Annotated in this window: 24 protein-coding genes, 1 tRNA gene, 1 CRISPR repeat array and 1 riboswitch; of the genes, 5 read left to right on the forward strand and 20 right to left on the reverse strand. The window is 45.6% G+C overall.

Features of this window, described 5'->3' with window-relative positions; translation table 11 throughout:
- Positions 1-245 precede the first annotated feature (245 nt).
- Positions 246-875, reverse strand: a complete 630-nt coding sequence (pyrE, locus tag DHL47_RS06885) for an orotate phosphoribosyltransferase (RefSeq protein ID WP_209551342.1) — start codon at positions 873-875, stop codon at positions 246-248.
- Positions 876-1,193: 318 nt separating this feature from the next.
- Positions 1,194-1,886, reverse strand: a complete 693-nt coding sequence (gene pyrF / locus DHL47_RS06890; RefSeq protein WP_128837386.1) for an orotidine-5'-phosphate decarboxylase — start codon at positions 1,884-1,886, stop codon at positions 1,194-1,196.
- Positions 1,887-2,397: 511 nt separating this feature from the next.
- On the opposite strand from pyrF, the gene DHL47_RS06895 reads away from it, so the two are divergent.
- Entirely contained in the window at positions 2,398-3,306 is a 909-nt protein-coding gene (locus DHL47_RS06895; RefSeq protein WP_061423112.1) for a LysR family transcriptional regulator, read from the forward strand.
- 130 nt (positions 3,307-3,436) lie between these two features.
- On the opposite strand, the gene DHL47_RS06900 is transcribed toward DHL47_RS06895, so the two are convergent.
- The 7 genes from DHL47_RS06900 to rpiA are packed head-to-tail and all read right to left on the reverse strand — an operon-like array spanning position 3,437 to position 9,177.
- Positions 3,437-4,171, reverse strand: a complete 735-nt coding sequence (locus DHL47_RS06900) for an NAD-dependent protein deacylase (protein WP_209551343.1) — start codon at positions 4,169-4,171, stop codon at positions 3,437-3,439.
- 11 nt (positions 4,172-4,182) lie between these two features.
- The gene (locus DHL47_RS06905; protein WP_209551344.1) at positions 4,183-4,944 is read right to left on the reverse strand and encodes a hypothetical protein; all 762 of its coding nucleotides are present in this window, start codon (positions 4,942-4,944) and stop codon (positions 4,183-4,185) included.
- The gene (gene deoD, locus DHL47_RS06910; RefSeq protein ID WP_209551355.1) at positions 4,941-5,654 is read right to left on the reverse strand and encodes a purine-nucleoside phosphorylase; all 714 of its coding nucleotides are present in this window, start codon (positions 5,652-5,654) and stop codon (positions 4,941-4,943) included. The genes DHL47_RS06905 and deoD overlap by 4 nt, the downstream gene beginning before the upstream one ends.
- A 35-nt stretch (positions 5,655-5,689) precedes the next feature.
- On the reverse strand, positions 5,690-6,424 hold the full coding sequence (locus DHL47_RS06915) for a glutamine amidotransferase-related protein (RefSeq protein ID WP_209551345.1): 735 nt from the start codon (positions 6,422-6,424) through the stop codon (positions 5,690-5,692).
- 23 nt (positions 6,425-6,447) lie between these two features.
- Positions 6,448-7,260 (reverse strand): purine-nucleoside phosphorylase, encoded by an 813-nt coding sequence (locus DHL47_RS06920; RefSeq protein WP_128837399.1) that lies wholly within the window; start codon positions 7,258-7,260, stop codon positions 6,448-6,450.
- Between the two features lie 15 nt (positions 7,261-7,275).
- Positions 7,276-8,487 (reverse strand): phosphopentomutase, encoded by a 1,212-nt coding sequence (locus tag DHL47_RS06925; protein WP_209551346.1) that lies wholly within the window; start codon positions 8,485-8,487, stop codon positions 7,276-7,278.
- A 12-nt stretch (positions 8,488-8,499) separates the two neighbouring features.
- Positions 8,500-9,177, reverse strand: a complete 678-nt coding sequence (gene rpiA / locus DHL47_RS06930; RefSeq protein WP_128837400.1) for a ribose-5-phosphate isomerase RpiA — start codon at positions 9,175-9,177, stop codon at positions 8,500-8,502.
- Positions 9,178-9,430: 253 nt separating this feature from the next.
- On the opposite strand from rpiA, the gene mnmE reads away from it, so the two are divergent.
- Positions 9,431-10,804, forward strand: coding sequence for a tRNA uridine-5-carboxymethylaminomethyl(34) synthesis GTPase MnmE (mnmE, locus tag DHL47_RS06935; protein ID WP_209551347.1), 1,374 nt, complete (start codon positions 9,431-9,433; stop codon positions 10,802-10,804).
- Positions 10,805-11,116: 312 nt separating this feature from the next.
- Positions 11,117-12,274: a CRISPR direct-repeat array (repeat unit 36 nt; unit sequence GTTTTGGAACCATTCGAAACAACACAGCTCTAAAAC).
- 90 nt (positions 12,275-12,364) lie between these two features.
- Here the strand turns inward: mnmE and csn2 are convergent.
- From csn2 to DHL47_RS13375, 5 genes are all read right to left on the reverse strand, one after another.
- Positions 12,365-13,027 (reverse strand): type II-A CRISPR-associated protein Csn2, encoded by a 663-nt coding sequence (gene csn2, locus DHL47_RS06940; protein WP_209551348.1) that lies wholly within the window; start codon positions 13,025-13,027, stop codon positions 12,365-12,367.
- Positions 13,017-13,361, reverse strand: coding sequence for a CRISPR-associated endonuclease Cas2 (gene cas2 / locus DHL47_RS06945; RefSeq protein WP_209551349.1), 345 nt, complete (start codon positions 13,359-13,361; stop codon positions 13,017-13,019). The genes csn2 and cas2 overlap by 11 nt, the downstream gene beginning before the upstream one ends.
- Entirely contained in the window at positions 13,358-14,224 is an 867-nt protein-coding gene (gene cas1 / locus DHL47_RS06950) for a type II CRISPR-associated endonuclease Cas1 (protein ID WP_209551350.1), read from the reverse strand. The genes cas2 and cas1 overlap by 4 nt, the downstream gene beginning before the upstream one ends.
- Entirely contained in the window at positions 14,206-18,294 is a 4,089-nt protein-coding gene (gene cas9 / locus DHL47_RS06955; RefSeq protein WP_209551351.1) for a type II CRISPR RNA-guided endonuclease Cas9, read from the reverse strand. The genes cas1 and cas9 overlap by 19 nt, the downstream gene beginning before the upstream one ends.
- A gap of 321 nt (positions 18,295-18,615) precedes the next feature.
- On the reverse strand, positions 18,616-18,801 hold the full coding sequence (locus tag DHL47_RS13375) for a hypothetical protein (RefSeq protein WP_245335571.1): 186 nt from the start codon (positions 18,799-18,801) through the stop codon (positions 18,616-18,618).
- Between the two features lie 106 nt (positions 18,802-18,907).
- Between DHL47_RS13375 and DHL47_RS13380 the strand changes: the two genes are divergently transcribed.
- The gene (locus tag DHL47_RS13380) at positions 18,908-19,069 is read left to right on the forward strand and encodes a hypothetical protein (protein ID WP_245335572.1); all 162 of its coding nucleotides are present in this window, start codon (positions 18,908-18,910) and stop codon (positions 19,067-19,069) included.
- Positions 19,070-19,668: 599 nt separating this feature from the next.
- On the opposite strand, the gene DHL47_RS06965 is transcribed toward DHL47_RS13380, so the two are convergent.
- The 6 genes from DHL47_RS06965 to DHL47_RS06990 form a co-directional block, all read right to left on the reverse strand.
- Positions 19,669-19,740, reverse strand: a tRNA-Arg gene (locus DHL47_RS06965).
- 43 nt (positions 19,741-19,783) lie between these two features.
- Complete coding sequence (gene rplS, locus DHL47_RS06970) at positions 19,784-20,131, reverse strand: 50S ribosomal protein L19 (RefSeq protein WP_009660455.1); 348 nt, start codon at positions 20,129-20,131, stop codon at positions 19,784-19,786.
- Positions 20,132-20,222: 91 nt separating this feature from the next.
- Entirely contained in the window at positions 20,223-21,446 is a 1,224-nt protein-coding gene (locus DHL47_RS06975; protein WP_209551352.1) for a chloride channel protein, read from the reverse strand.
- An 82-nt stretch (positions 21,447-21,528) separates the two neighbouring features.
- A riboswitch (Fluoride riboswitch) is annotated at positions 21,529-21,591 on the reverse strand.
- Positions 21,592-21,620: 29 nt separating this feature from the next.
- Positions 21,621-21,908 (reverse strand): chorismate mutase, encoded by a 288-nt coding sequence (locus DHL47_RS06980; RefSeq protein ID WP_128837408.1) that lies wholly within the window; start codon positions 21,906-21,908, stop codon positions 21,621-21,623.
- Between the two features lie 216 nt (positions 21,909-22,124).
- Positions 22,125-23,507, reverse strand: coding sequence for a Fe-S cluster assembly protein SufB (sufB, locus tag DHL47_RS06985; RefSeq protein WP_128837409.1), 1,383 nt, complete (start codon positions 23,505-23,507; stop codon positions 22,125-22,127).
- A gap of 125 nt (positions 23,508-23,632) precedes the next feature.
- A complete protein-coding gene (locus tag DHL47_RS06990) occupies positions 23,633-24,073 on the reverse strand; it encodes a flavodoxin (protein WP_209551353.1) in 441 nt (146 codons plus the stop codon).
- A gap of 105 nt (positions 24,074-24,178) precedes the next feature.
- On the opposite strand from DHL47_RS06990, the gene DHL47_RS06995 reads away from it, so the two are divergent.
- Both DHL47_RS06995 and DHL47_RS07000 read left to right on the forward strand, forming a co-directional pair.
- Positions 24,179-25,150: a DHH family phosphoesterase gene (locus DHL47_RS06995; protein ID WP_209551354.1), complete on the forward strand. Its 972-nt coding sequence runs from the start codon at positions 24,179-24,181 to the stop codon at positions 25,148-25,150.
- Between the two features lie 71 nt (positions 25,151-25,221).
- Entirely contained in the window at positions 25,222-25,464 is a 243-nt protein-coding gene (locus DHL47_RS07000) for a type B 50S ribosomal protein L31 (protein WP_002895374.1), read from the forward strand.
- The last annotated feature ends 597 nt before the right edge of the window (positions 25,465-26,061 follow it).

The following is a 26,061-nucleotide window of genomic DNA, read 5'->3' on the forward strand; positions in this document are numbered from 1 at the left end:
GAAGGTTCGGGGAACCTTTTTAGCCCGAGCCTGGAAATGCGTAAGCGAGGAAGGTTCGGGGAACCTTTTTAGCCCGAGCCTGAAAATGCGTAAGCGAGGAAGGTTCGGGGAACCTTTTTAGCCCGAGCCTGAAAACGAGATAGCGAGCCAAGAAGGCTGCAGCCCGCTTTCTGGTTTGCTGATGATGTTCCTTGACTAGGATTGATTTATGGAAAAAAGGCTGAAGCGAATCAAGCCTTTCCTTCCTATGCCTGCCAATTTTCTTGGTCCTCTTTGAATCTCTGCAGCAGAGCCAGTCCTTCGGCATTGATATAGCCTTCTTCTTCTGCCAGATGGATCAGCTCGGTGTAATTGGACAGGGTCACCAGCCTGACGCCAGCATCCGCAAAGTTCTTGTCTGCTTTTGGCAGCTCATAGCTAAAGATGGCTGCTGCACCAATGACATCTGCTCCTTCGCGCCTGGCTGCTGCAACCGCGTCCAGCACAGAACCCCCGGTTGAAATCAGGTCTTCGATGACCACCATTTTCTGACCCGGAGCGACACGGCCTTCAATCTGATTGCCGGCGCCGTGGTCTTTGGGCTTGCTGCGGATGTAAGCAAAGGGGAGGTTCATCTTATCAGCAATGATAGCGCCATGCGGGATGCCGGCTGTCGCCGTTCCGGCAATCACTTCTGCATCCGGAAAGGCCTGCCTGATGGTTTCCACAAAGCCATTCTCAATCAGGGTGCGGGTTTCTGGATAGGCCAGTGTCACCCGGTTGTCGGTATAAATAGGGGATTTGATACCGGAAGCCCATGTAAAAGGCTCCTCAGGCTTCAGGTAAACAGCCTCAATCTTCAGTAAATCACGCGCAATATCTTTGGCTAAAGTCATAACTTCTCCTTTTTTAATAAAAGTAAATATCAAAATACGATTTAATTCAAACCAATTCCCACAAGCAAATTCTCGTTCCGACAGAATCACTGAATCCAGAAGCCGCCATCAAGGTTTCATTTGCGGGTTCTAATGAATCATCTGGCAAGCAATCAAGGCAGCCTATACAGCTGCAGCATCAGCGTTTCCTCATAAAACAGAGGCCTTCGGCGGTTAAACGAAAGCAGTGCATAAGCTTTGACAGGCAAAGAATGCAGGCCGAATTAGCACTCAGCAATGAGCTTTAACACAGTCAAAAAGCAGATTTTCTAGGAGGAATTAGCTGTTCCACTGCTTCTTAATCTCGTGGTAAGCATCCCATGGATTTGCAGCTTGGATAATCGGCCGTCCGACTACGATGTAGTCACTCCCGATTTGATGAGCTTCCTGCGGTGTCATGACCCGCTTTTGGTCGCCAATGGCAGAGCCTGCCGGGCGAATCCCCGGTGTCACACAGAGGAAGTCAGCTGCTGTCGCAGCCTTGATCAGCTCTACTTCCTGAGCCGAGCAGACCACGCCATCCAAACCGGCTTCTTTGGCTTTGCGGGCATAATTCACCACCGACTCCTGAACCGTCGTCTGGATATTCTGGCAGTCGCGCATGTCTTCCTCGCTGGTCGATGTCAGCTGAGTGACTGCCACCAGCTTCGCCTGATTCCCCAGAACCTTCTTGGCCTCGCTCATCATCTCCACACCACCTGCCGCATGGACTGTCACCATATCAATGCCGAAAGTGCCCAAGACAGACATCGCTGAGCGCACGGTATTGGGAATATCATGCAGCTTCAGATCCAGGAAAATACTGTGGCCAAGCCCTTTCAGATAATGCACGATTTCTGGACCAATGGCATAGAAGAATTCCATGCCGATTTTGACATAGAGTTTTTCATCTTCTGGAAAATGCTCCAAAAAATCTTTGACATCATCAAAAGAAGGGAAGTCAAGGGCGATAATCGGACGTTCTTCACGCATGAGGGGATAATCTCCTTATTTATTATTCGCTTTAAATACTAGTCTAGCACGGCTGTTCTGGATAAAATAGAAAAACCCTGCTCGAGGCAAGGTTACACGAAAGCATGGCAAAAACTGCCATTGAACACGTATAGACCTTAGCAGCCTCTCTGGACTTCTTTAAAGGTTTCATCTACTCCATTCTATAATTTACCGGCATGATTGTCAAGAGAAAAATTAAGTTTGAAGGTCATTTTCTGACCCTCGTGACTTTTCAAAGTAAGTTCCGATTTGCTCTCTGAGCTGGAACTTAGTCTGAGGCGCATTCCCGCTGGATTTATGCATTTTTAGCAGACTAACTTCCGCTAACGGCGGCAGTGGAACTTACTTTAACATTTTAGCATTTTCTAACCCTTATCTCCAATATTGTCATTTCCAGTCCACTGCATCACCCCTGATTGCAGAAAAAGATTTCTCGTCCTTCAGCTTCATTTCATATGTCAAACCTTAAAGAATATGATAAAATAGACCTATGAGAATTCAACAGTTACACTATATTATCAAAATCGTCGAAACCGGCAGCATGAACGAAGCTGCCAAGCAGCTCTTCATCACCCAGCCCAGCCTGTCCAACGCGGTGCGGGATCTGGAAAACGAGATGGGCATTGAGATTTTTATCCGCAATCCCAAGGGCATTACCCTGACCAAGGACGGCATGGAGTTTCTGTCCTATGCCCGTCAGGTGGTCGAGCAGACCCAGCTCTTGGAAGAACGCTATAAAAACCCGGTAGCCAACCGCGAGCTCTTCAGCGTCTCCTCCCAGCACTATGCCTTTGTGGTCAATGCCTTTGTCTCCCTGCTCAAGAAAAGCGACATGGAAAAATACGAGCTCTTTCTGCGGGAGACCCGGACCTGGGAAATCATCGATGATGTCAAAAACTTCCGCAGCGAGATTGGCGTCCTCTTTCTCAACAGCTACAACCGCGATGTCCTGTCCAAGATGCTGGACGACAATCACCTGATTGCCACCCATCTCTTCACAGCCCAGCCCCATATCTTTGTCAGCAAGTCCAATCCGCTGGCTAAGAAAAAACTGGTCCAGCTGGCGGATTTGGAGAATTTCCCCTATCTCAGCTATGACCAAGGGACTCACAACTCCTTCTACTTTTCTGAGGAAATTCTCTCTCAGGAGCACCATAAAAAATCTATCGTAGTCAGCGACCGGGCAACGCTCTTTAATCTCTTGATCGGTCTGGACGGCTACACCATTGCCACCGGCATCCTCAACAGCAACCTCAATGGCGACAACATCGTCTCCATCCCTCTGGACATCGACGACCCGATCGAGCTGGTCTATATCCAGCACGAAAAAGCCAGCCTATCCAAAATGGGAGAAAAATTTATCGAGTACCTGATTGAGGAAGTGCAGTTTGATAAGTGATGCTTTTAAAAATTTAAATTACTCTTCACTATCTCCAACAGTCTAGTCTCAATTTTTATTGAGTATGAAGCCGAAAGATTGATATTTCCCCATAAAAACAAGAAAACCGCGTTGAAATGCGGTTTTTTTCTTATGGAGCAGAAAGCTGAGAGAACACCTCCCCAATCCTGCCCTCGATGACTAGGTCGGCTTGGCTGTCCTGCGGGATGCTGGTTTTATTGATGACGACCAGGTGCCGGCCGGCAATGTACTGGATGAGACTGGCTGCTGGATAGACGACCAAGGAGGTGCCGCCGATGATCAGCAGGTCGGCTTTGTGAATGGCCTGAGCTGCCTGGCGGAAAACCTCCATATCCAGCGGCTCTTCGTAGAGGGTCACATCTGGCTTGACTATGCTGCCGCAGTCCAGACAGTGAGGCACGGTGCCCGGCAGAGCCAGAAAGGCCTGCAGGTCGTAAAAGCGCTGGCAGCCCAGACAGAAATTCCGATCCGCGCTGCCGTGCAGTTTGAGCACTTTTTGAGAACCAGCCATTTCATGCAGGCTATCGATGTTTTGGGTCACTACTGCCTTGAGCTTCCCTGCCTTCTCCAGAGCTGCCAGATAGGTATGAGCAGCATTGGGCCTGGCATCTGGATAGAGCAGGTATTGCTTGTAAAAGTCAAAAAACTCCTGCGGATAGCGCTCAAACATGGTGTGAGAGACCAGCTGCTCTGCTGTGAAATGCCGCCCCAGCTCCACACTGTAAATGCCGTCTGAACTGCGAAAGTCCGGGATATTGGACTCGGTCGAAACGCCCGCTCCGCCAAAAAAGACGATGTGCCGGCTTTGGTCGATCAGCTGCTGCAGCTGTGCAATCTTATCCATCCTGCACCTCCTTATAAAAGGGATTCAATAACCGCATTGGCACGGTCAAAGTAAAAGGGCTCCCGCTGGTAAACGATACCGGTCTCCTGGGCCAGCTCGACCAGCAAGTCCATAAAATGCTGCGACGAGAAGCCGGTCGTCCGGTGCAATTCTGCCTCATCAAAGGGTTTGATCAGGTGGGCCAGCGGATTGCGGACTGACTTTTCCAACTCCCTCAGCTCACGAGCCCCTTCCTTGACAGACTCAGACAGGTCCAGCTGGCAGATCAGCTCTGTCAGGCTGGAAGAGCTGACGGTGCTTTCCGAGCGGAAAGTCTGCAGGACAGGATAGGCCGAGCCTCTCATCTGCTCAAACTTCCAGCGGTCATAGCTGGCCTCTCGTGCATTGTGAATATAGCGGTCAATATCCGGTATTTCCAGTCGAATCAGCCGCATAAAAATCCGGTAAATAGCAGGACTGACGGCCCGGATAAAGTCAATCAGCTGCTCATTGCGCAGCTTGGCTTCCAGATCATAGAGGTAGTTGGCCAGCTGCTCGTCTGCTTCATCCTCATGGCAAAAAAGCTGAAAATTAGCAGGGACAGGCCCTGCGATTTCCAACTCTAGCTGCATCATCGAATGAATATTGAGCTCCCTGCGCTCTGCCAGAGCCGCGAGGAGCCGGACTAGCTCAGACTGAACGCTGCTCCCTCCTTGCTCAGCCAGCTGACAGGCGTAAGCATAGTCATAGCGGGAGGCAGCAAAGCGGATAGCCTCTTTTATATCCAGCTTCATGCGTCTGCGACCAGCGTTTCCAAGCCGACCTTCATCATGTCGGTAAAGGTCGTTTGCCGCTCTTCGGCGGTCGTGTCCTCGTCTGGATTGACCAAGCTATCAGAAATGGTCATAATCGCCAGCGCCTGCACTTGGTGCTGGGCAGCCAGATAGTAAAGCGCTGCGGCTTCCATCTCGACCGCCTTGACACCCCATTTGCCCAGCTCGATATTTTTTTCACCGTAGTTTGAGTAAAATACGTCCGAAGACAGTACACTGCCGACATGGGTCGTCATGCCAAGATTCTTGGCAATGTGATAAGCCTTGTCCAGCAGGTCAAAGTCTGCAATCTGCGGAAAATCATACTGGGGCCAGTCGTTGCGGATGATATTGGAATTGGTCGCTGCTGCCTGTGCCAAGACCAGCTCGCGCACATGAACATCTGCATTCAGCGAGCCGGCTGTCCCGACACGGATCAGCTTCTTGACACCGTAGTCCACGATCAGCTCACGGGCATAGATGGAGATAGAGGGCATGCCCATCCCGGTCCCCATGACAGAAACCCGGTGGCCCTTGTAAGTTCCGGTGTAGCCGAACATATTGCGGACTTCATTGAAGCAGACCGTATCTTCTAGGAAGTTTTCTGCGATGAATTTTGCCCGAAGCGGATCGCCCGGCAGGAGGATTTTGTCAGCAATTTCGCCTTGCTGAGCAGCGATATGGATAGACATAATCATGATTACAGGCCTAAGCCTGCCCTTTCTTTTTATTCTGCTGATGTGGAGGAGGTGCTTTCGGTCAGGGAGTCAAGAAAAGCACCTAGTTTTTCATTCATCTCTGCGTAATGGTAATGCAGGATTTCTTCAGGAGTTTGGATAAAAGGATGACACTGGCTCTGGGCAAGCAGGGCTTCTCTGCCTTCTGCGGCGATTAACAGCTCAACCAGCTCATGAGTCAGCTCTAGGTGCGCCTGAAAAGCGTAGTGCTTGGGAGAAAAGCGGACAATCTGGCGCGGACATCCTTGGCTGGCCGCAAGCACCTGAGCCCCTTGGACCAAGCCCGGCATATCCCCATGCCAGTGACCGACGACAAGCTGCTCACCAAGATGCTGAAGGTGCTGGTCTTTCAGCCCTTCAGCTGTCAGCTCAATCGGATAATTGCCAATCTCCCGCTCCGGACTAGGCTCGTACTGAGCACCATAGGCCTGCGAGAGCAGCTGGGCCCCCAGACAGATGCCTAAGATATACCTGTCCTTAGACAGGGCAGAGCGGATGAGCTTGATTTCTTCCTCAGGATGATAGTAAGGGAAGGCTTCCAAGTCTGGATCCGGAGACTGCGGACCACCCATGACAATCAGAAAATCAATAGCATCAGCCGTTTGCGGGAGCTGCTCAGATTGGTAAACTTTTGTCATGGAAATCTCATGTCCCCGCGTCTGGGCCCAATCCAGATAAGCACCCGGCGCCTCAAAGGACTCATGTAAAACAAAATGAACACGCATCCCAAGCTCCTTTCTGCGGACTTTTACAGCTCAGTCAGCACAGCCTTGACAAAGCCTTTGAAGTTTTCCTTGATCCGCTCGGTCACTTCTACAACTTCTGCATGGTTGAGCTCGCTTTGGAAGCCTGCCGCAAAGTTGGTAATGGCGGAAATCCCCAGCACTTTGAGGCCGGAGTGAGCGGCCACGATGACTTCCGGCACCGTTGACATACCGACCGCACTGGCCCCCAAGGTCTGGAAGGCGCGGATTTCGGCCGGTGTCTCATAGGTCGGACCGGTCACACCCAGATAGACTCCTTCCTGCAGGTCAATGCCCAGCTTTTCAGCCACGGCGTGTGCTTTCTCACGGTAGGCCTTGGTGTAAGCATCTGACATATCAGGAAAGCGCGGGCCAAACTCGTCCAGATTAGCGCCAATCAGCGGATTTTGACCGGTCATATTGATATGGTCTGAAATGGCCATGAGCGTTCCGGGACCGTAGCCGATGCCGCCCGCTGCGTTGGTGACAATCACACCGGCTGCACCCAGTGCCTTCATGACACGGACAGGGAAGGTCACGACTTCCATCGGATTGCCCTCGTAAAAGTGGAAACGTCCCTGCAGAGCCAGAACCTTACGGCCAGCCAAGTCGCCATAGACCAGCTTGCCCGCATGGCCGACCACCGTTGAACGGCCCCAGTTGGGAATATCCGCATAGTCTAGGCTGATGGCATTCTCAATCTCATCAGCCAGCTCTCCCAAGCCGGATCCTAAGATAAGACCAAACGCAGGTGCTGTCATGCCCTTTTCCTGTAAAAAAGCAGCTGTTTCTTTGATTTTTTCAGATAAAGTTGTCATCCCTTTTCCTTTCGCTTAGACCAATTCATTGAGGAAGCTTTGGCCGATCATAGCCTTGTCCACGCCAAAGTTCTCCGCAACCGTCGCTGAAATATCCGCAAAATGACCGATGGGCAGATGGCCGTGGCCTTTGAGTGATTTGCCAAAGACCAAAAGCGGGATATACTCACGCGTATGGTCTGTTCCCGCATAGGTCGGGTCATTGCCATGATCCGCTGTAATCATCAGCAGATCATCCTCGCGCATGCTGTCGATGATTTCCGGCAGCCGGCTGTCAAACTCCTGCAGGCAGTCACGGTAGCCCTGCGGGTCGCGGCGGTGTCCGTAGAGGGCGTCAAAGTCTACCAGATTCGTGAACGAGAAGCCCTGCTTAAACTCTTCGGATTGAATGGTTTTGATTAGATTGTCCACACCGTGGCTGTTCGACTTGTTGTGCCCTACATCGTGATTGATACCAGCACCGTTAAAAATGTCATTAATCTTGCCCACCGCATAGGTCGCAATACCGGCCTCATTGAGCTTATCCAAGACCGTCGGCTCAAAAGGCGATACTGCATAGTCGTGCCGGTTGGCTGTCCGTGTGAAATGACCGGGCTCACCAACATAAGGCCGGGCGATAATCCGCCCCAAGAGAGCCGGACGCTCCAGCGTAATCGAGCGGGCGTATTCGCAGATACGGTAGAGCTCATCCAGCGGAATGACCTCTTCGTGCGCCGCAATCTGGAGAACTGGATCAGCTGAAGTATAGATAATCAGCTCGCCGGTTTCCATCTGGCGGGGACCAAAGTCATCGATAACCGCTGTGCCTGAGTAGGGTTTGTTGGCTTCACGAATCACCTTGCGCCCTGAAAATTCTTCGATTTTAGTGATGATTTCTTCGGGAAAGCCATTCCAGAAAGTGTCAAATGGCTCGGTGATGTTGAGGCCCATAATCTCCCAGTGGCCGGTCATGGTGTCCTTGCCCAGCGAAACTTCTTCTAATTTTGTATAGTAGCCGCTGGGCTTTTCCTCTCTGGCGACTGTCTTGAGCGGCCTTTCCCGCTCGATATTGCCCAGACCGATCTGAGCCATATGGGGCACTTCCAGGCCGACTGTTTTGGAAATGTGTCCCAGCGTATCGGAAGCACCGTCTGGCACTCCGGCATTGACAAAGTTATTGGCATCAGGAGCTGCTCCGATACCGACTGAGTCCAGCACAACCAAGTGAATGCGACTAAATTTTGACATAAAAACCTCTTTCTATTTCTTAGCTTCTAAAACTTGCAGACCAGCCTGACCCGCCACGATGACCTTGTCCACCATTTGGTTGAAAAGGCCATGCTCTACTAAGCCGACCATATGGTCCAGCTCCTGACCGAAGGCAACCGGATTCTCAATCACACCAAGGTCCAGATCGATGATAAAATTCTGCATATCGGTGATATAGCGCCGGCCGTCTTTCTGACGGAAACTTGGCTTGTAACCTGCAATTTCAAACCGGCGGAAAAGCTGCTCCGCACCATATTGGACCACTTCTACCGGCAGTTTGAAAGCGCCCAGTTTTTCTACCATTTTGCTTTCATCCACGACCCAGATATAGTGCTTGGTGATTGCAGCGACCACCTTCTCCATCAGGAGAGCGCCGCCGCCGCCCTTGATACCGTTAAAGGCCGCATCGACCTCATCTGCACCGTCTACCGTCACATCTACCTGATCCACTTCATCAATAGATTTCAGCGGAATCCCCAGGCCTTCTGCTTGGCGGCTGGTCACACTGGAAGTTGTCACAGCTACGATAGACAGCCCTTCTTCCTTGATGCGGCGGCCGATTTCCTCGACAAAATAATAGGCAGTTGAACCCGTTCCCAGTCCAACAACCATACCGTCCTGCACAAATTCAGCAGCCTTGACGCCTGCCATTTTTTTCAGATTGTTCATCCAATTCTCCTAAAATCAAGCTGATTCCATTATACCATGATTATTTGCAACATGAAAGTGTTTTCGGCACAAGAAAATGAATTGATTGAACAAGGAAACCCTTAAAACCAGTCCGCTTTTCACTCCGCAGTATCTGCGCTAGACCAGCAAGTCCTGTGACTGATCGAAAAGATTGCAAGTCAAACCCTTGCTCCAGCTCTTTTTTTGCGTTACAATGAGAGTATTGTATACAGACGGAGAAGGAAAAACAGACATGATTACACGTGAATTTGATACCATCGCTGCGATTTCGACGCCCCTTGGAGAAAGCGCCATCGGCATCGTCAGACTGAGCGGGACGGACAGCTTTGCCATTGCCCAAAAGATCTTCAAAGGAAAAAATCTGGAAAAGGCGGCGAGCCACACGCTCAACTACGGCCACATCGTCGACCCTCAAAACCAGGAGGTGCTGGATGAGGTCATGGTCGGTGCCATGCGCTCGCCTAAGACTTTCACGCGCGAGGACATCATTGAGATCAACACCCACGGCGGGATTGCCGTGACCAATGAGATCCTGCAGCTGGCTATCCGCGAGGGGGCCAGAATGGCGGAGCCCGGAGAGTTCACCAAGCGGGCCTTTCTCAATGGCCGGGTAGATCTGACTCAGGCCGAGGCCGTCATGGACATTATCCGGGCCAAGACTGACAAGGCGATGAACAACGCCGTTAAGCAGCTGGACGGCTCTCTGTCTGACCTCATCAACAGCACCCGCCAGGAAATCCTCAACACGCTGGCTCAGGTGGAGGTCAATATCGACTATCCAGAGTATGATGATGTGGAGGAGATGACCACTCAGCTCCTGCGGGAAAAAACAGCAGAATTTGAAAAATTGCTGAGCGATTTGCTGCAGACTGCCCGCCGGGGCAAGATCCTGCGTGAAGGCATCTCCACCGCTATCATCGGCCGGCCCAATGTCGGCAAGTCCAGCCTGCTCAACAATCTCCTGCGGGAGGACAAGGCTATTGTGACAGACATTGCGGGGACAACCCGGGATGTCATCGAGGAGTATGTCAATATCAAAGGTGTACCGCTGAAACTCATCGATACTGCGGGCATCCGTGATACAGACGATTTGGTCGAGCAGATTGGGGTTGAACGCTCCAAAAAAGCCCTGCAGGAAGCCGATCTGGTGCTCTTAGTCCTCAATGCCAGCGAACCGCTGACAGCGCAAGACCGGCAATTGCTTGAGCTCAGCCAAGACAGCAACCGCATCGTTCTGCTGAATAAGACTGATCTGGATGAAAAGATCGAAGCCAATCAGCTGCCGGCAGATTGCATCAAGATTTCCGTGCTCCACAATCAAAATATTGACAAAATCGAAGACCGCATCAACCAGCTCTTCTTTGACAATGCCGGCATCGTGGAGCAGGACGCTACCTATCTGTCCAATGCCCGCCACATTTCCCTGATTGAAAAAGCTCTGGAAAGCCTGCAAGCCGTCAACCAAGGACTGGAACTAGGCATGCCAGTAGACCTCCTCCAAGTCGACATGACCCGCACTTGGGAAATCCTAGGCGAAATCACCGGCGACGCTGCCCCCGACGAACTGATCACCCAGCTCTTCAGCCAGTTTTGCCTGGGGAAATAGAGAAGAAAGGCGGTGGGACAGAACTAAATTTTGAAAAAATTTAGTTCGTCGTCCCAGCCCCGCGAGGATGATTAGGAGCTTTTTGGAGTCTAAAAGACGAACAAAAAGTCCAATCAGCTACCGCGTCAAGAGTTTTTTTCCAAAACAAAGCGAGACTGAAGGACTTTTTATACGGTATCTTCCCAAAGATAGCTCCCTCTGTGGGTGAGGGCGCAGCCATCATGGGAGTCTGTCTCAGCCTCTTTTATGATAAATAAAAACGAAACAACACAGCTCTAAAACGGACAGTAGCCTTTACTTTCGGCGAGGTCTGTTTTGGAACCATTCGAAACAACACAGCTCTAAAACTTAATATGCTTTTTGTAATCTGGCTACCTTGTTTTGGAACCATTCGAAACAACACAGCTCTAAAACAGATTGGCTGGAAAATGCTCAAGCGCAACAGTTTTGGAACCATTCGAAACAACACAGCTCTAAAACTAATCTCAAAGAGATTGCTAGTAAAGTTGAGTTTTGGAACCATTCGAAACAACACAGCTCTAAAACACGGTAGCCGTCATTATCAGACCAGCTATCGTTTTGGAACCATTCGAAACAACACAGCTCTAAAACCGTGTTACAGACACGGGGATTTTTAGCGCAGTTTTGGAACCATTCGAAACAACACAGCTCTAAAACATCACAAGATGGCATACGTAAAATCTCCATGTTTTGGAACCATTCGAAACAACACAGCTCTAAAACAGCTAGCACTTTTGCCGTCATACTATTAGAGTTTTGGAACCATTCGAAACAACACAGCTCTAAAACTCGAAAAACACAACTATCGTAAAGAAAGTAGTTTTGGAACCATTCGAAACAACACAGCTCTAAAACATCAGCGCGGCCTGGGGGCTTGGAAAGACGGTTTTGGAACCATTCGAAACAACACAGCTCTAAAACGAAGAGTCACGTCGTGAGCGCGAAGAAGCTGTTTTGGAACCATTCGAAACAACACAGCTCTAAAACGTGCATTTGTTTTTAGCTGCTTTTATTTTGGTTTTGGAACCATTCGAAACAACACAGCTCTAAAACGGGGTCTGGCTCGTGCTACAGGCGCTGTAGGTTTTGGAACCATTCGAAACAACACAGCTCTAAAACATTTGAGAGAAAAGGCTCACATCTACCTTTGTTTTGGAACCATTCGAAACAACACAGCTCTAAAACTGACAGGGCTTGAGCAGCGTCTTGATATTGGTTTTGGAACCATTCGAAACAACACAGCTCTAAAACTACAACGTACTGAAAGGCGGACGGAACAGCGTTTTGGAACCATTCGAAACAACACAGCTCTAAAACTTCCCATGATGGTGGTGAGGATATTGAAAAGTTTTGGAACCATTCGAAACAACACAGCTCTAAAACAGTGATTGTTGAAGAGTATGATGTACGAGAGTTTTGGAACCATTCGAAACAACACAGCTCTAAAACCTCGTAGAATATTTTTTCTTACGAAATTTCGTAATCGCGCTGCTCGTCTCAGCCAGACTTCAGCTCGTTTGGTTCCATTCATTACTATGATTATACCATATTTTCCCTGTTTAAGAAATAATCGTTATCCAATATATACTGTGGGAAATCGAAAACTTTTCTAGGTTCGATAAATAAGACATTCACATTATTTAATTGGATGTATTCAACTAGTTCCTTTAATTCACTCTTTGATAAATAGGCTGCTGTATTGATAAAAATCAGCAATTTCTTTTTTGACAAGTATTTAAAAACTTGAACAATTTCTAAACACTTGTTAAAAATTGTGTCACTCATCGTCTCAATTTTGACATCACAAACATCCATTAAGTCCAATACACTGGCCTCATGACATCCCAGATCCAGTTCATGCTCCAAACACTCAGATGCGATTAAATCGGTGATAGTCAATACCAACTGCTCTATCATTGATTTCACTTCCGGCTTCTCATTTAATTGATTCTCCAAATCAGCATGTATCAGCTTTAGTATAGCAGAAGAATTTAGATTATAGCCCAAAATGTCTGTAATGATTAATAACTCAGATTCTTTCAGCGCTTTCAGCTTGGAGTCAAACATTTGCAGTTTATCTTCTTCCGAATACTGATAAAGATGTTTTACAAGATTTGAAAAAACGGTTTGCTCTTCCAGAACTAAAAAGGTTGCCTTATCAATCGCCAGCGCTTCATCCAAAATCGGAAAATTAATCTTCATCTGCAAACTCCTCACCTAAAAATATCAATCGAGAATCTGTATTAGCAAGACTCATATCTTTTTCCCCACTCAGATAAAGCATTCTGGAAAACTGCTTCTCTGTCACTGTGAGAAGGGTTATATTCCCCTTTTTAGGGTTGTTTGCTTTCAGTCTTTCGACCATAGCAGTATTGGCCGAATGATTCAAAAGCAGTTTGCTGTATATGGAAAACTGATGCATAATAAAACCTTCTTCAATCAGAAACTTCCTAAATTTACGATAAGCCTTTCGCTCTTCGGCAGTATCTACCGGCATATCAAACATTAACATCATCCGCATATAACGATAACTCATATCCTAAATTCAGGAACTCCTTTCCCACTTTGATTTAAAGCTTTAATTATTTTTTTCGTGTAATCACTGACAATATTTGATAAATACATTTCTTTACCATTATAAATAAATGTATCAGAAAAGATAGCAAACAATTCTTTTTTGATTTTTACAAAACTGCTGTCTCTATTTTCATAAACAATTTGATCAATAATTGGACGAAAGGGTTCCATAATATCGCTAGCCAAATTAAATTGATTAAATTGATTTGCATGTTTCAAGCCGAACTGCGTCATACAGCCTGATAAAACAATCTCACGCGCAAACATACTTAAAATCAAAGTATAACCATAATCAAGAGCGGCATTAATATCATTGTCCTGCTCACGGCTAAAGTCATTGCCAAATAAGGTATTGAAATAAATACGAGCCGCATGCCCCTCACGATTGCTTGGGTCGAACAACTCTAAACCATTGTATAAATCTATTATGGATTGAGATTTTTCCAAAAAATTGCAATCACCGAGATAAATAGCTTGATTCAAAATTTTTTGCGCAATAATGTTTGTCCATACCTCTGCTTTAACTTCTTCGCTCCAGGACACTTGTTTTGATAATTGCAAACTAGAATCATGCCGTGCATAATAAGGCATCAGAAAAGCTGTCGGCAAGCGTTTATCATCACAAAAAATAACCAACACATTCTCGTCCACCAAACGTTTTATCAGCATCGTTGATAGGACAATATCGGTTGTTTCCAGCAGCAAGATATCCACCTCGGACAGATGAATCAACTCTGTCCGAGAGGCATCTTTGAAAATCAAATGATTATTTTTGTAGGAAAGCTTAGAATGTGTATTAACGACTACTGTTCGCCATCCCATGAGTCTTCTCCTAACTTACTCAGATCAATACGGGTTTCGTAGAGACCGGTGATAGATTGATGGATGAGAGTGGCATCAAGAATTTCCGTAGTTGAGGTATACCGCTTCCTATCAATATCTTTGCCAAAAAATTGGAAAGTCGCTGGAGCTCCCATGGCGGTAAAAGTTAATAAATTGATAAATGAACTTGCTAACTCTTCAATAGAAGCTTGTTCATTTTGAGTAAATAACTCGCTAATTTTTTCTAAACTTGCTTCTGCCAAGATATATTTCTTAGAAAAGGCAGATAAGAAATCTAGCAATTCATAAAACTCACTCCTATGCTGTACGACATACTGCATATGTTCAGGTTCATCAAGTTTATGAATATTTTTAGCATGATAAAGCAAGGTTACTAGCTGATTCCGCAAGACTATTTCATTCCCTTTTTGAAGTTCTCTAGCGCTGGCTAATAATCGACGTCGCCCATTTTCTAGTTCAAATAGACTATATTTGGGTAGCTTGATAATATTCTCTTTCCTGATGTTTTGGTATCCTTTATTTTCAAGGAAAGCAATCGGATCCTTTTCAAAAGATGGTCTCTCCATGATGGTAACACCAATCAATGTTTTGATAGTTTTAAATTTTTTAGCTTTCCCTTTTTCAATATCAGCAATCACTAAAACAGAGTAAGCGACAATCGGGCTATCAAATCCTCCATATTTGCTAGTATCCCAGTGAATCTTCTTAGTCTTTCGGGGAATAAGTTTATCAGAATTTCCTTTCGGCAAGATAGATTCTTTAGAAAAGCCTCCCGTCTGCTCTTCTGTTTTTTTCACGATATTTACTTGTGGATAAGCTAGCACTTTACGGACTATTTCAAAGTGTTTTGTTTTATCCCAAACGATTTCACCAGTTTCCTCATTCGTTTCTATTTGAGGTCTCTCTTTCTCAGAACCATCTGCTAATTTGATGGTCGTTTTGAAAAAGTTCATAATATTGGAATAAAAATAAACTTTTGCTGTAGCAGATTTTCGTTCTCGGAAGCTATTATATTTTGGATACTCCCCATAGACAAATTCTGGTTCCAACTTAGGATATTTCGTCAAAATAGCCTTAGCCACTACTGCATTCAAATAGGCATCGTGTGCATGATGATAGTCGTTCATTTCCCGTACTTTATAAAATCCAAATTCTTTACGGAAATTGGAGACCAAATTGGATTTAAGCGTTACGATTTTAACTTTGCGAATCTTCTTTCCTTGTTCATTGATTTCCTCATTAAACCGGCTATCCAAAATCTGAGCCACATGCTTAGTGATTTGCCGTGTTTCGACTAATTGACGTTTGATAAATCCAGCTTTATCGTCCTCTGTGAGACCATTGCGTTCAACCTTGGTCAAATTATTGAATTTACGCTCTGAAATCAATTTGGAATCCAACAATTGTTGCCAAAAGCCTTTCATCTTTTGAACAACTTCGGCACTTGGAACATCGTCCGATTTTCCACGGTTTTTAGCAGAGGAAACCAGAACACGATTATCCAAAGAATCGTCTTTGATAAAGGCTTGTGGAATAATGTGATCAATATCATACGAACTAAGCTTATCCATATCCAAAGCTTCTCCCGTATACATATCCTTACCATTTTGCAGATAGTATAAAAATAATCGATCGTTTTGTAACTGCGAATTATCAACCGGATGCTCTTTCAGAATAGAACTTCCTAACTCTTTGATAGAATCTGTCAACTTCTTTAAACGCTGCTGTGAATTGCGTCGTCCTTGATTTGTAAACTGGTTCTCACGCGCCATTTCTACAACGATACTTTCAGGATTGTAGCCCATTATTTCGACGAGTTCGTCAACAATCTTTAGGCTTTGCAAAATTCCTTTTTTTATAGCGGGGCTGCCTGCAAGTTCTTGAACAATTTGCTTCAGATTATCATTTTCCCCTGTTACTTGTGCATTTTGAATACTTTCTTTAAAAGAAAGTCCATCGTCATTAATGAGTTGCATAAAATTACGATTGCTGCAATCATCAATCAGATAATCCAAAATAGACTTACCAGTTTGACTATCGCGAATACCATTGATTAACTTAGCGGATAAACGGCCCCAGCCAGTATAATGCCGACGAGACAAATTGTTTAAAGCCTTTTTATCAAATAGATTTTCATATTTAGATAACCGTTGCTTTATCATATCTTTATCTTCAAAAATCGTTAAAGTATGTACGATATCTTCAAGGATTTCTTCATTCTCAGCATCGTCCATAAATTCCTTATTGTTGATAATTTTCAACAAATCATGGTAAGTCGATAGACCAGCATTAAATTTCTGTTCAATCCCTTTTAATTCAATGCCATCATATCCATCAACATGATGCAGATGCTCTTTTAGATCTCGTTCTGTTACTTTGCGCTTTGTCTTAAACAAGTTAGTAACGATTTGTTTTTTCTGACCATTATCCAGAAACTCATATTCTTTCATTCCTTCTGCGATAAATCGAACTTTCGTCAATTCATTATACACAGCAAACTTTTCATACAATAAGCTGTGTTTTGGAAGGACTTTTTCGTCTGGCAAGTATAGATCATAATTCGTCATTTTATTTATAAAGGCTTCTGCTGAAGCTTCTTTATCAATCATCTGTTCAAAGTTCCAGGGGGTGATTTTCTCATCAGATATTCTGCTAAACCAAGCAAAATCACTCTTACCGCGTGCCAGTGGGCCGACATAGTATGGAATACGAAAAGTCAATATTTGCTCAATCTTCTCTTTGTTATCTGCTAAAAACGGATAAAATTCAGCTTGTTTTTGGATAATAGCCCGCAATTCCTGCAAGTGAATTTGATGCGGAATAGAACCATTGTCAAAGGTCCGTTGTTTTCTCAGGAAATCTTCACGCTCAATTTTTTCGAGAAAATCCTTTGTTTCATCAGTTACTGGAAGTAATTTTTTAATGTATTTATAAAAGGCTTCTTGAGTCGTTTTTCCATCAATATAGCCAGCATAACCATCTTTAGATTTATCGTAAAAAAACTCCTTATAGCTAGCGGACAGTTTCTTGCGGATATAATGTTTCAGTTTTGCCAAATCTTCCTCGTGCTCCGTATATCGCTGCTTCATAGATGCCGAAAGAGGAGCTTTCGTAGCAGTGTCTGATACCGTTAAAATCCCTGACAAAAGGATACTGTCGTATAATTTTTTAGCTGCTACAAAAAGATCTGCATACTCATCTCCGATTTGTCCCAATAGTGTTTCCAAATCCTCGTCATAGCTATCTTTAGAAAATTGCAATGGTGCCTTTTCTTCCAATTCAAAAAACTTTTTAAAATCAGCTTGGTTTCCGACGATTAATTTTAAAAATTCTGCAAACTGACCATTCGATTTTTCGTTTGGAAAAAGTTTTAGGATTCTATCCTTCTTTGCAGTTTTGCTAATTTTATCTGTTAAAATCTCTTCTGCTTGAGCATTTTCGTCCTGAAGGGCGCTTCTTTCAAAAGTATTATCGTAAATCTTTAAAAACTCCTGAAACAGTTGTTGGACATTATTATTCCGTGTATCTAATTCTCCTTCTATAAGAAAATGTCCTCTATATTTGATGATATGAGCTAAAGCAAGATAGACTAGACGTAAGTCGGCCTTTTGGGGGCTATCAGCTAGGCGTTTCCTTAAATGGTAGATTGTCGGAAACTCTTCATGGTATTTTGTTTCTGCAGCAATATCTCCAAAAACAGGATGGCGTTCTCCTCTTTTATCTTCCGCAACAAGAAAAGAATCGTCCAAACGCTGGAAAAAGCTATCATCTATCTCCCTCATTGCTTCCGCAAAAATTTCTTGCAAGTAAAGAATCCGGTTGCGACGTCGAGTATAACGCCGACGAGCCGTTCGTTTCAGGCGTCTGCTCTCAGCAGTATTTCCATCATCGAATAATAAAGCTCCCAATAAATTTTTCTTGATATGGCTTCTATCTGTATTTCCCAAAACTTTCATTTTCTTAGCAGGAACTTTATAGTCATCTGTTACCACAGCCCAACCAACGCTATTCGTTCCTATATCAAGTCCTATTGAATATGGTTTCTTCATAACAATCCCCTTTTATAAAGTTGTTTTTTATGTCAATATTTTAACACAAAAACGTTTACATTTAAAGAGAAATATTGTATAATTATTTTGTTGGAACTATTCGAAACAACACAGCAAGTTAAAATAAGGCAGTGATTTTTGATCCAGTCCGTACCCAACTTGAAAAAGTGAGCGCCGATTCGGCGCTATTTTTATACGTTAGTTCCTCCAAACTCATATACAATATTACTTTCCCACCTCTAAGGAGCTTCATTATGAAAAAAATTATCAGACAATCTTGCTAGCTGCTAGCCTGCTTACTCTGGTAGCTTGTTCTCAGCATCAGTCAAAGACTTCGTTCCAGTCCAGCGACAAAGCCAAGACTTCTCGTAAAGCCACATCAAGCGGCAAATCCAGCTCTACATCATCAAAGAAATCGGAAATCTCGCCCTCTTCCAGCTCATCTTCTGCCTCCAGCAGCATTCCAAGCACTAACAGTAGTTCAAATGCTTCTATAGTAGATGGCAAGGAAGTTTCCTTTACTTCCGAAGCCACTTTTATCACTTTCCCTGAAATCGGTAAGGTCGAAAAGAAATAGGATGGCTATCTATTCGCTTCACAAGGACTTTGGGTCATGATTAGAACTGATGGACGGTATGTCTCTATCACATCAGAAGGCAGAAATATCAATAGCATTGATGTTGACCCTAGTCCAGTTAATGACGTCTATGCCAAATTCGGAATCACCGGAACAGCTGATATTGATGCGATTATAGAACAGGCTAAATCACAATAAATGCTGACGCTTACAAACCTTTTGTTCTATCGTCATTTAGTTTATCTTTTATTACTTTGTTAGCTCGCCTTGCTTTAACAGCCTGAACCTAGAAACAAGATAGTGAGATAGAAAGGTTGTGGGTAAGTGAGTCTGCCCCACCGCCATCAGCCATACCTCAGTACCAGCTGACACTTACTTCCTAGCGGAAGCTTTATCTGCCACCTAAAAACTCCATCTGAGCTTTTGAGCGGCTCGCTGCCCTATCGTCCTATATTTTAAGCGACAGGCCGAAACTGTCCCCTAGACAGTTTCACTTCTAAAAGACTATAAAAGAGAACCCTGCCTATTTTAAGTAGGGTTCTCTTTTGGTTGCTATTTATACTGACTGGTGACCTGTCCTAGTGACAGGAATTGTTTGTATTGACAATATTCGTTTCAATACAAACAATGCCGAAGCTAACCGCAGACTGCTCAAATAGATTAGGGAGCTATTTGAGGCTAATTTTCCAACCTAAAATATTTTCGACGATTTTGGGCGAATCAGAGCAGATTTGAGTCAGACAAAATAAAAACCCTTGAAAATACTGAATTTCCAAGGGTTGTTTGAATAGAATCTATGTCCCCTGCCGGAATCGAACCAGCAACTACTCCTTAGGAGGGAGTTGTTATATCCATTGAACTAAGGGGACTTAGAGAAAAACTCTGCCGAGTGACAGAGTTATTTCTAAATGCTTAACGGCGGATTTCTTTGATACGCGCTGCCTTACCTTGCAATGCACGCAGGTAGTACAATTTAGCACGACGGACTTTACCGTAACGAACAACTTCAATCTTGTCAACACGCGGAGTGTGGATTGGGAAAGTCCGTTCAACACCGATACCGTTAGAGATTTTACGTACGGTGTAAGTTTCTGAAATACCAGCACCTTTACGGGCGATAACCACACCTTCAAAGATCTGGATCCGCTCGCGGGTTCCTTCGACGACTTTGGCGTGAACGCGCACGGTGTCACCGGGACGGAATGCAGGGATGTCAGTACGCAGTTGACCTTCAGTCAAACTTTGGATTAATGGATTCATTTTTTCTTCTCCTATCTTACTAATCTTACAATTCAGGACCGCAGCGGATTAGCCGTTTTCTGTGCTTCCATTAGGCACAAAGTATATTATATCAGAATTTTGGAAAATGTAAAGTCATATTTTGATAATCCATGACTTTTTGCGCCCCGTAAATAGAGCGGTCGTGTTTCAAGACAAAGGCGGTCAGGCAGACCAGAGAAAAGTAAGGCAGATAGGCAAAGCCAAAGACTTCACAGCCAATCAAAATCGGGCCTAGCAAGGTAGAGGTTGCGCTGCCAAATACAGCCGCATAACCCAGAGCAGCCGTAAAGGCAAGCGGAAAGCCCATCAGAGGAGCAAGCACCGTTCCCAGACTGGCCCCAATAGCAAAGAGCGGGGTCACTTCTCCGCCTTGATAGCCAGCGGCCAAAGTAAGAACGGTCAAGGCCAGCTTCAATAGCCAATCGTAAGGGTAAATCCTTCCCTGATGGAGGCTTGCAGATATGAGATTGGTCCCCAGCCCGGCATATCTGCCCCTGTCCAAGAACAGGAGCAACCCTGTCAACAGCAGCCCCAGCATCAGTATTCTGATATAGGGATTTTTAAAGCGAAGTGCAGCTTTTTTCTTAGCCCAAGACAGAGCGAGCGCAAAGGCTTTTCCTGCTAAGCCAAATAGGAGGCCCAGAAGCAGGAGTTTGAGGATATTTCCGATACTCCAGTCCACTCTCTGCTCCAAGGGGAAAGTGAACTTTTCTAATACCAGAGTATGAGAGGTCCAGGATGCTGTCAGTGCTGCAATGACAGCCGGAAGGAAAGCCGATAGCTCTAACCTCCCCACCACTAAGACTTCCATCGCGAAGAAAGCAGCCGCCAAAGGGGTCTGGAAAAGACCGGCAAAGCCAGCCGACATGCCAGTGATCAAAAAGATTTTTGATACATCTTTTATCCTGAACCGAGAAGAAAACCAATTCGATACAGCCGCTCCCAACTGCACGGCTACTCCTTCTCGGCCAGCCGATCCGCCGAAAAGATGGGTCAGCCAAGTAGACACAATGATGAGAGGAATCAGCCGTTTGGGGATTTCATCTTCCTCTCCATGACCGACAGCAAAGACCAGCGTCATCCCCTTTCGACTGCTCCCCCCACAGCGCTGGTAAAGAAAGTCGATTAAAAGTCCGGCAAAAGGTAAAATAGGAAGAAGAAAGATGATATGCTCTCCTCTAAAATCAGACAAGTAGAGTAACACTCGTCCAAAAACAGTGTCTACCATTCCAACAATCCCTCCAATCACAACGGCCAAAACAGCTAGCAGGGGATAGGCTTTAATCTTCTTCATTCTTCTCTGTCTCCTTTATTATGAATAAGCAGCAAAAAGCGCCTGTTAGAAATAAAAGCTCAGTAAAAACAATAAGCTCTTATTTCTAACAGGCGCCATCAGCTATCACTAGCGGTTATAGGGGTGCACCATCCCTTTGACTCTTATTCTACACATTTTTCATAAAAAATACAACTATTGACTGTTCTTCGTTTCCGCACCCAAGTGTTTGTCTTGATAAGCACGCGATCGTTTGAGAATATCTGAAAAGGTCGCAACGATTGTATCTTGGTAGGCTTTGTTGACCACCTTATCGGCCGCTTTGGCGAAAATAACTGCTTCCCGCTTGGTATCCAAGACCGCTTTGCCGGTTGATTTCTTAACAGCCACTACTTGTCCGACCAGATTCATCCGCTTCTCCAGCAGAGCCACCAAGGCATCATCCACCTGATCAATTTCCTGTCTGATTTCTTCTAACTTCATCTGCCGCCTCCTTATTTTTCTCTTTATCATACCAAAATATCGGCAAACTTTCTAGCTTGGATTGAAAAGGAAAAAACAGAAGGCAATGAAAAACAGGCCGGCTTCGCTCCGTCAGATGGCCATCCTGATAGAAACAAGACCGCAGCCTGCCAGAATGAAAGAAAACTCGCAAAGGCGAGTTTTTATCCACAACCTAAAACAGTCTCCCAGACTGTTTTAGCCAACTGAGCCTTCCATGCTCATGTTGATGAGCTGGTTGAGTTCGACGGCGTATTCCATAGGCAGCTCCTTGGTGATGGGCTCCATAAAGCCATTGATAATCATGGCCGTTGCTTCTTCTTCACTGATGCCGCGGCTCATGATGTAGTAGAGCTGATCTTCTGAAACCTTGGAAACCTTGGCCTCATGTTCCAAGGCTACGTTGGAATTATGGATTTCATTGAAAGGAATGGTGTCAGAGCTGGATTCTCCGTCCATGAGAATAGTATCGCACTCAATATGGGACTTGGAGCCAGCACTGTTCTTGCCAAAGCGAACCTGACCGCGGTAATCCGTTTTACCGCCGTCCTTGGCCACTGACTTGGAAATCAGTGTACTGGAGGTTTTAGGAGCATTGTGAAAGACCTTGCAGCCGGCATCCAGATGCTGGCCGTAGTTGGCAAAGGACATGGACAAGACCGAAGTCCTGGCGTTGCGGCCGTTGAGAATGCTGCAGGGGTATTTCATATTGACCTTGCTGCCCAGATTGCCGTCAATCCACTCCAGCGTGCCGCCTTCTTCGACCGTCCCCCGCTCTGTCACCAGATTGTAAACATTGTCCGACCAGTTCTGGATGGTGGTGTAGCGGAAAAAGGCATCTTTTTTGACAATAATCTCCACATTGGCAGCATGGAGGCTGTTAGCTGTATAAGTCGGCGCTGTGCAGCCTTCGATATACTGGATCGAGCCCCCCTCCTCAATGATCATCAGCGAGCGCTCAAACTGACCGGCATTTTCACCGTTAATCCGAAAATAGGTCTGCACCGGCACCTGGCATTGGACATTTTTAGGCACATAGATAAAGGTCCCGCCTGACCATACGGCACTGTTGAGGGCTGAAAATTTATGCTCTGCATTGGAAATGACCGTGCCGAAATACTGCCTGACCAAGTCGGGATATTCCTGAACTGCCGTATCCGTATCGGTAAAGATGATGCCCATCTTGGCAAATTCTTCCTTCATATTGTGGTAAACAACTTCGGACTCATACTGGGCCACCGCTCCAGACAGAAATTGCTTCTCCGCTTCAGGAATGCCCAGCCGATCAAAGGTTTTCTTGATCTCGTCCGGCACTTCATCCCAGCTTCTGGCCCGCTCTCCGCTCAGCTTTTGATAGTAGATAATATCATCGAAGCGAATGCCGGATAGGTCCGGACCAAAGTCCGGCATGGGCAGCTTATGAAAGAGCTCCAGCGAACGAAGCCGGTAATCCAGCATCCACTGGGGCTCGTTCTTGATTTCAGAAATTTCCCGAACCACTTCTTCTGTCAGCCCCTTTCCTGTAGAGAAAAGTGGCTTGACATCGTCATGGAAGCCAAAAGCATAGTCGCGTTCTTTCATAGGAGCTCCTCCTTTTCATTATAGATAGCGCTTACCTATATTATACCGTTTATCATAAGAATTGTCAGAAAATAAGCTCCCTATAAAGAAAAAACGGCCGCAGCCGTTTCCTATCTTTTATCATTTTAAACTTTATTAACCAAGTCTTCTGCAAATGCTTCTAAGCGCTCAATATCATCGTCTTCAGCAGACAGGTCTACCTTGACATTTTCAGAACCTTTTTCAGCACCAGTCCCTGCAAAAACCGCGTCAAAATCATCCACTGCCTTGCAGAATTCATCATAGAAGGTATCGCCTGACCCCACTACTCCGTAAATCTTACCGGATAAGTCCAGACCAGACAGATCTTCATAGAAGTCCAGGATTTCATCCGGCAGCTCACCGTCGCCGTAAGTGTAGGTAGCTACGACAGCAATATCGGCTTCCAGAAAATCTTCTGCATCAACAGTGGTGCATTCATCCACATCTACTTCCACGTCCAAGTCTCTCAGCTTATCAGCTACAATATCTGCAATTTCCTCGGTATTTCCGGTCATACTAGCAAATACAATTTTCGCTAAGGTCATATTGTCCTCCAAATTATAATCTTCTCTCATTATATCACATCTTTTTTATTTTAAAAATAAAAACTCTTGTGCTACAATGGGGAGAGAAAGTTGATGAGGCTATTTATGAATCTTTACCATGATATTTTAAGAAAAATCAAAGAACACGACACGATTATCATTCACCGCCATATGCGCCCGGATCCTGACGCACTGGGCAGTCAGGTCGGGCTGCAAAAGCTGCTGCAGTACCATTTCCCTCAAAAGACGGTTAAAGTGACTGGCTACGACGAGCCCAGTCTCACTTGGCTGGCCCAGATGGACCAAGTGGCGGATGCAGATTATGAGCAGGCTCTGGTCATCGTCTGCGATACGGCCAATACAGCCCGCATCGACGACTCGCGCTATGCAACGGGTGCCTTTCTGATAAAGATTGACCACCATCCTGACGATGATGTTTATGGCGATCTTTCCTTGGTAGATACGACGGCCAGCAGCACCAGCGAGATGATTGCTCTCTTGGCCTTTGAAAATCAATTAGACTTAGGAGAGGAGGCGGCCAGACTGCTCTATGCCGGCATAATCGGCGATACCGGCCGCTTTCTTTATCCCTCTACCAGCGTACGGACTTTTGAGGTAGCAGCCAGACTGCGCCAGTATCCTTTCGACTTTTCCGGTCTGGCCCGCAAAATGGACGCCATCACTTGGCCGATTGCCAGACTGCAGGGCTATGTCTATGACAGCTTGGAAATGGATCAGAATGGCGCAGCGCGGATTATCCTGAGCCAGCAGCTGCTGCAGGAGCTCCGCTTAAGCGATGCGGATACCTCTGCTATCGTCGGCGCTCCCGGCCGTATCGAAGATGTCCAGCTTTGGGCTATCTTTGTAGAGCAGCCTGACGGCCACTACCGCGTTCGTATGCGCAGCAAGTCCATTCCCATCAATGAGATTGCCAAAAAACACCACGGCGGCGGACACCCGCTGGCCAGCGGCGCCAACGCTTTTTCCAAAGAGGAAGTGGATCAAATTTATGCAGAACTGCAGGACTTGGCAAAAAAGGAAGAAAATCAGCTAAAAGGCTTGTCAAATCAGATATAATTTGATAAACTATCAAAGTAAGTAATCTATGGCTCGCAGAGAGACCATGGCAGAAAGGAAATTTTTGTAAAATGAGAAAAGATATTCATCCAGAATACCGCCCAGTTGTCTTCATGGACACTTCTACCGGCTACCAGTTCCTCAGCGGTTCAACCAAGCGTTCAAACGAAACTGTTGAATTCGAAGGAGAAACTTACCCATTGATCCGTGTGGAAATTTCATCAGACTCACACCCATTCTATACTGGACGTCAAAAGTTCACTCAAGCAGATGGACGTGTGGATCGTTTCAACAAAAAATACGGTCTCAAATAAGCAATGCAAAGCACCAGCCGGTGCTTTTTCTTATGCTTCCATCCGCCCCGCCCGCCTGTCACACTCTTTCTGCTTCAGACTTCGTTCATCCCCTTGTAGTCCTTTCCTTTGCTTATAGTAATTGAAATAAGAAAATGATAGGCAGCGAGCTGCTCAAAAGCTCCAGTGGAGGTTTTGAGGTGGTGGATGAAGCTTCCACTTGGAAGTGTCAGCCTTCCAGACTGTTAAAGCAAGGCGAGCTAACAAAGTAATAAAAGATAAACAAAATGACGATATGGCTGCGCTTCACCTGTCTCGTGTGAATACACTTAGTTTAAAGTGTCCGCAGCCACACTCATTTCATTTCAAGTCTATAAAGCATGTAATTCGATTTATTTCAACATTTTTTACATTTAAGGCAGGGAGGCCTTATAGCCTTCTTTATCATCATCAAGACTTCCTAAGGCTCGCCCAGACTCTGTCAGCATCAATCCCTTTAACCTCACGGCGCCCTGCAGGCTGAATCGCTAAGAGACATAGAAAATGAGGCTGAGACAAAAAGTTTCAACTCATGAAAAAGGGATAAGGTCGGTTTAAGATCTTATCCTTTTTCTAGTT

The organism is Streptococcus panodentis, from assembly GCF_017884005.1.
Lineage (GTDB): Bacteria > Bacillota > Bacilli > Lactobacillales > Streptococcaceae > Streptococcus > Streptococcus panodentis.

Bases quoted from the DNA above. Each gene is read 5' to 3' on its own strand.
- csn2 (WP_209551348.1), bottom strand. From the start codon at position 13,027: ATGAAGATTAATTTTCCGATTTTGGATGAAGCGCTGGCGATTGATAAG.
- DHL47_RS06905 (WP_209551344.1), bottom strand. From the start codon at position 4,944: ATGAAGCTGGATATAAAAGAGGCTATCCGCTTTGCTGCCTCCCGCTAT.
- cas9 (WP_209551351.1), bottom strand. From the start codon at position 18,294: ATGAAGAAACCATATTCAATAGGACTTGATATAGGAACGAATAGCGTT.
- cas1 (WP_209551350.1), bottom strand. From the start codon at position 14,224: ATGGGATGGCGAACAGTAGTCGTTAATACACATTCTAAGCTTTCCTAC.
- DHL47_RS07000 (WP_002895374.1), top strand. From the start codon at position 25,222: ATGAGAAAAGATATTCATCCAGAATACCGCCCAGTTGTCTTCATGGAC.
- pyrF (WP_128837386.1), bottom strand. From the start codon at position 1,886: ATGCGTGAAGAACGTCCGATTATCGCCCTTGACTTCCCTTCTTTTGAT.
- DHL47_RS06915 (WP_209551345.1), bottom strand. From the start codon at position 6,424: ATGCGTGTTCATTTTGTTTTACATGAGTCCTTTGAGGCGCCGGGTGCT.
- pyrE (WP_209551342.1), bottom strand. From the start codon at position 875: ATGACTTTAGCCAAAGATATTGCGCGTGATTTACTGAAGATTGAGGCT.
- DHL47_RS06995 (WP_209551354.1), top strand. From the start codon at position 24,179: ATGAATCTTTACCATGATATTTTAAGAAAAATCAAAGAACACGACACG.
- DHL47_RS06990 (WP_209551353.1), bottom strand. From the start codon at position 24,073: ATGACCTTAGCGAAAATTGTATTTGCTAGTATGACCGGAAATACCGAG.
- DHL47_RS06925 (WP_209551346.1), bottom strand. From the start codon at position 8,487: ATGTCAAAATTTAGTCGCATTCACTTGGTTGTGCTGGACTCAGTCGGT.
- DHL47_RS06920 (WP_128837399.1), bottom strand. From the start codon at position 7,260: ATGACAACTTTATCTGAAAAAATCAAAGAAACAGCTGCTTTTTTACAG.
- cas2 (WP_209551349.1), bottom strand. From the start codon at position 13,361: ATGAGTTATCGTTATATGCGGATGATGTTAATGTTTGATATGCCGGTA.
- DHL47_RS06980 (WP_128837408.1), bottom strand. From the start codon at position 21,908: ATGAAGTTAGAAGAAATCAGACAGGAAATTGATCAGGTGGATGATGCC.
- DHL47_RS06900 (WP_209551343.1), bottom strand. From the start codon at position 4,171: ATGGATAAGATTGCACAGCTGCAGCAGCTGATCGACCAAAGCCGGCAC.
- rplS (WP_009660455.1), bottom strand. From the start codon at position 20,131: ATGAATCCATTAATCCAAAGTTTGACTGAAGGTCAACTGCGTACTGAC.
- DHL47_RS06895 (WP_061423112.1), top strand. From the start codon at position 2,398: ATGAGAATTCAACAGTTACACTATATTATCAAAATCGTCGAAACCGGC.
- DHL47_RS06975 (WP_209551352.1), bottom strand. From the start codon at position 21,446: ATGAAGAAGATTAAAGCCTATCCCCTGCTAGCTGTTTTGGCCGTTGTG.
- deoD (WP_209551355.1), bottom strand. From the start codon at position 5,654: ATGTCTATCCATATCGCTGCTCAGCAAGGCGAAATTGCTGACAAAATC.
- rpiA (WP_128837400.1), bottom strand. From the start codon at position 9,177: ATGAACAATCTGAAAAAAATGGCAGGCGTCAAGGCTGCTGAATTTGTG.
- sufB (WP_128837409.1), bottom strand. From the start codon at position 23,507: ATGAAAGAACGCGACTATGCTTTTGGCTTCCATGACGATGTCAAGCCA.
- mnmE (WP_209551347.1), top strand. From the start codon at position 9,431: ATGATTACACGTGAATTTGATACCATCGCTGCGATTTCGACGCCCCTT.
- DHL47_RS13380 (WP_245335572.1), top strand. From the start codon at position 18,908: ATGATTAGAACTGATGGACGGTATGTCTCTATCACATCAGAAGGCAGA.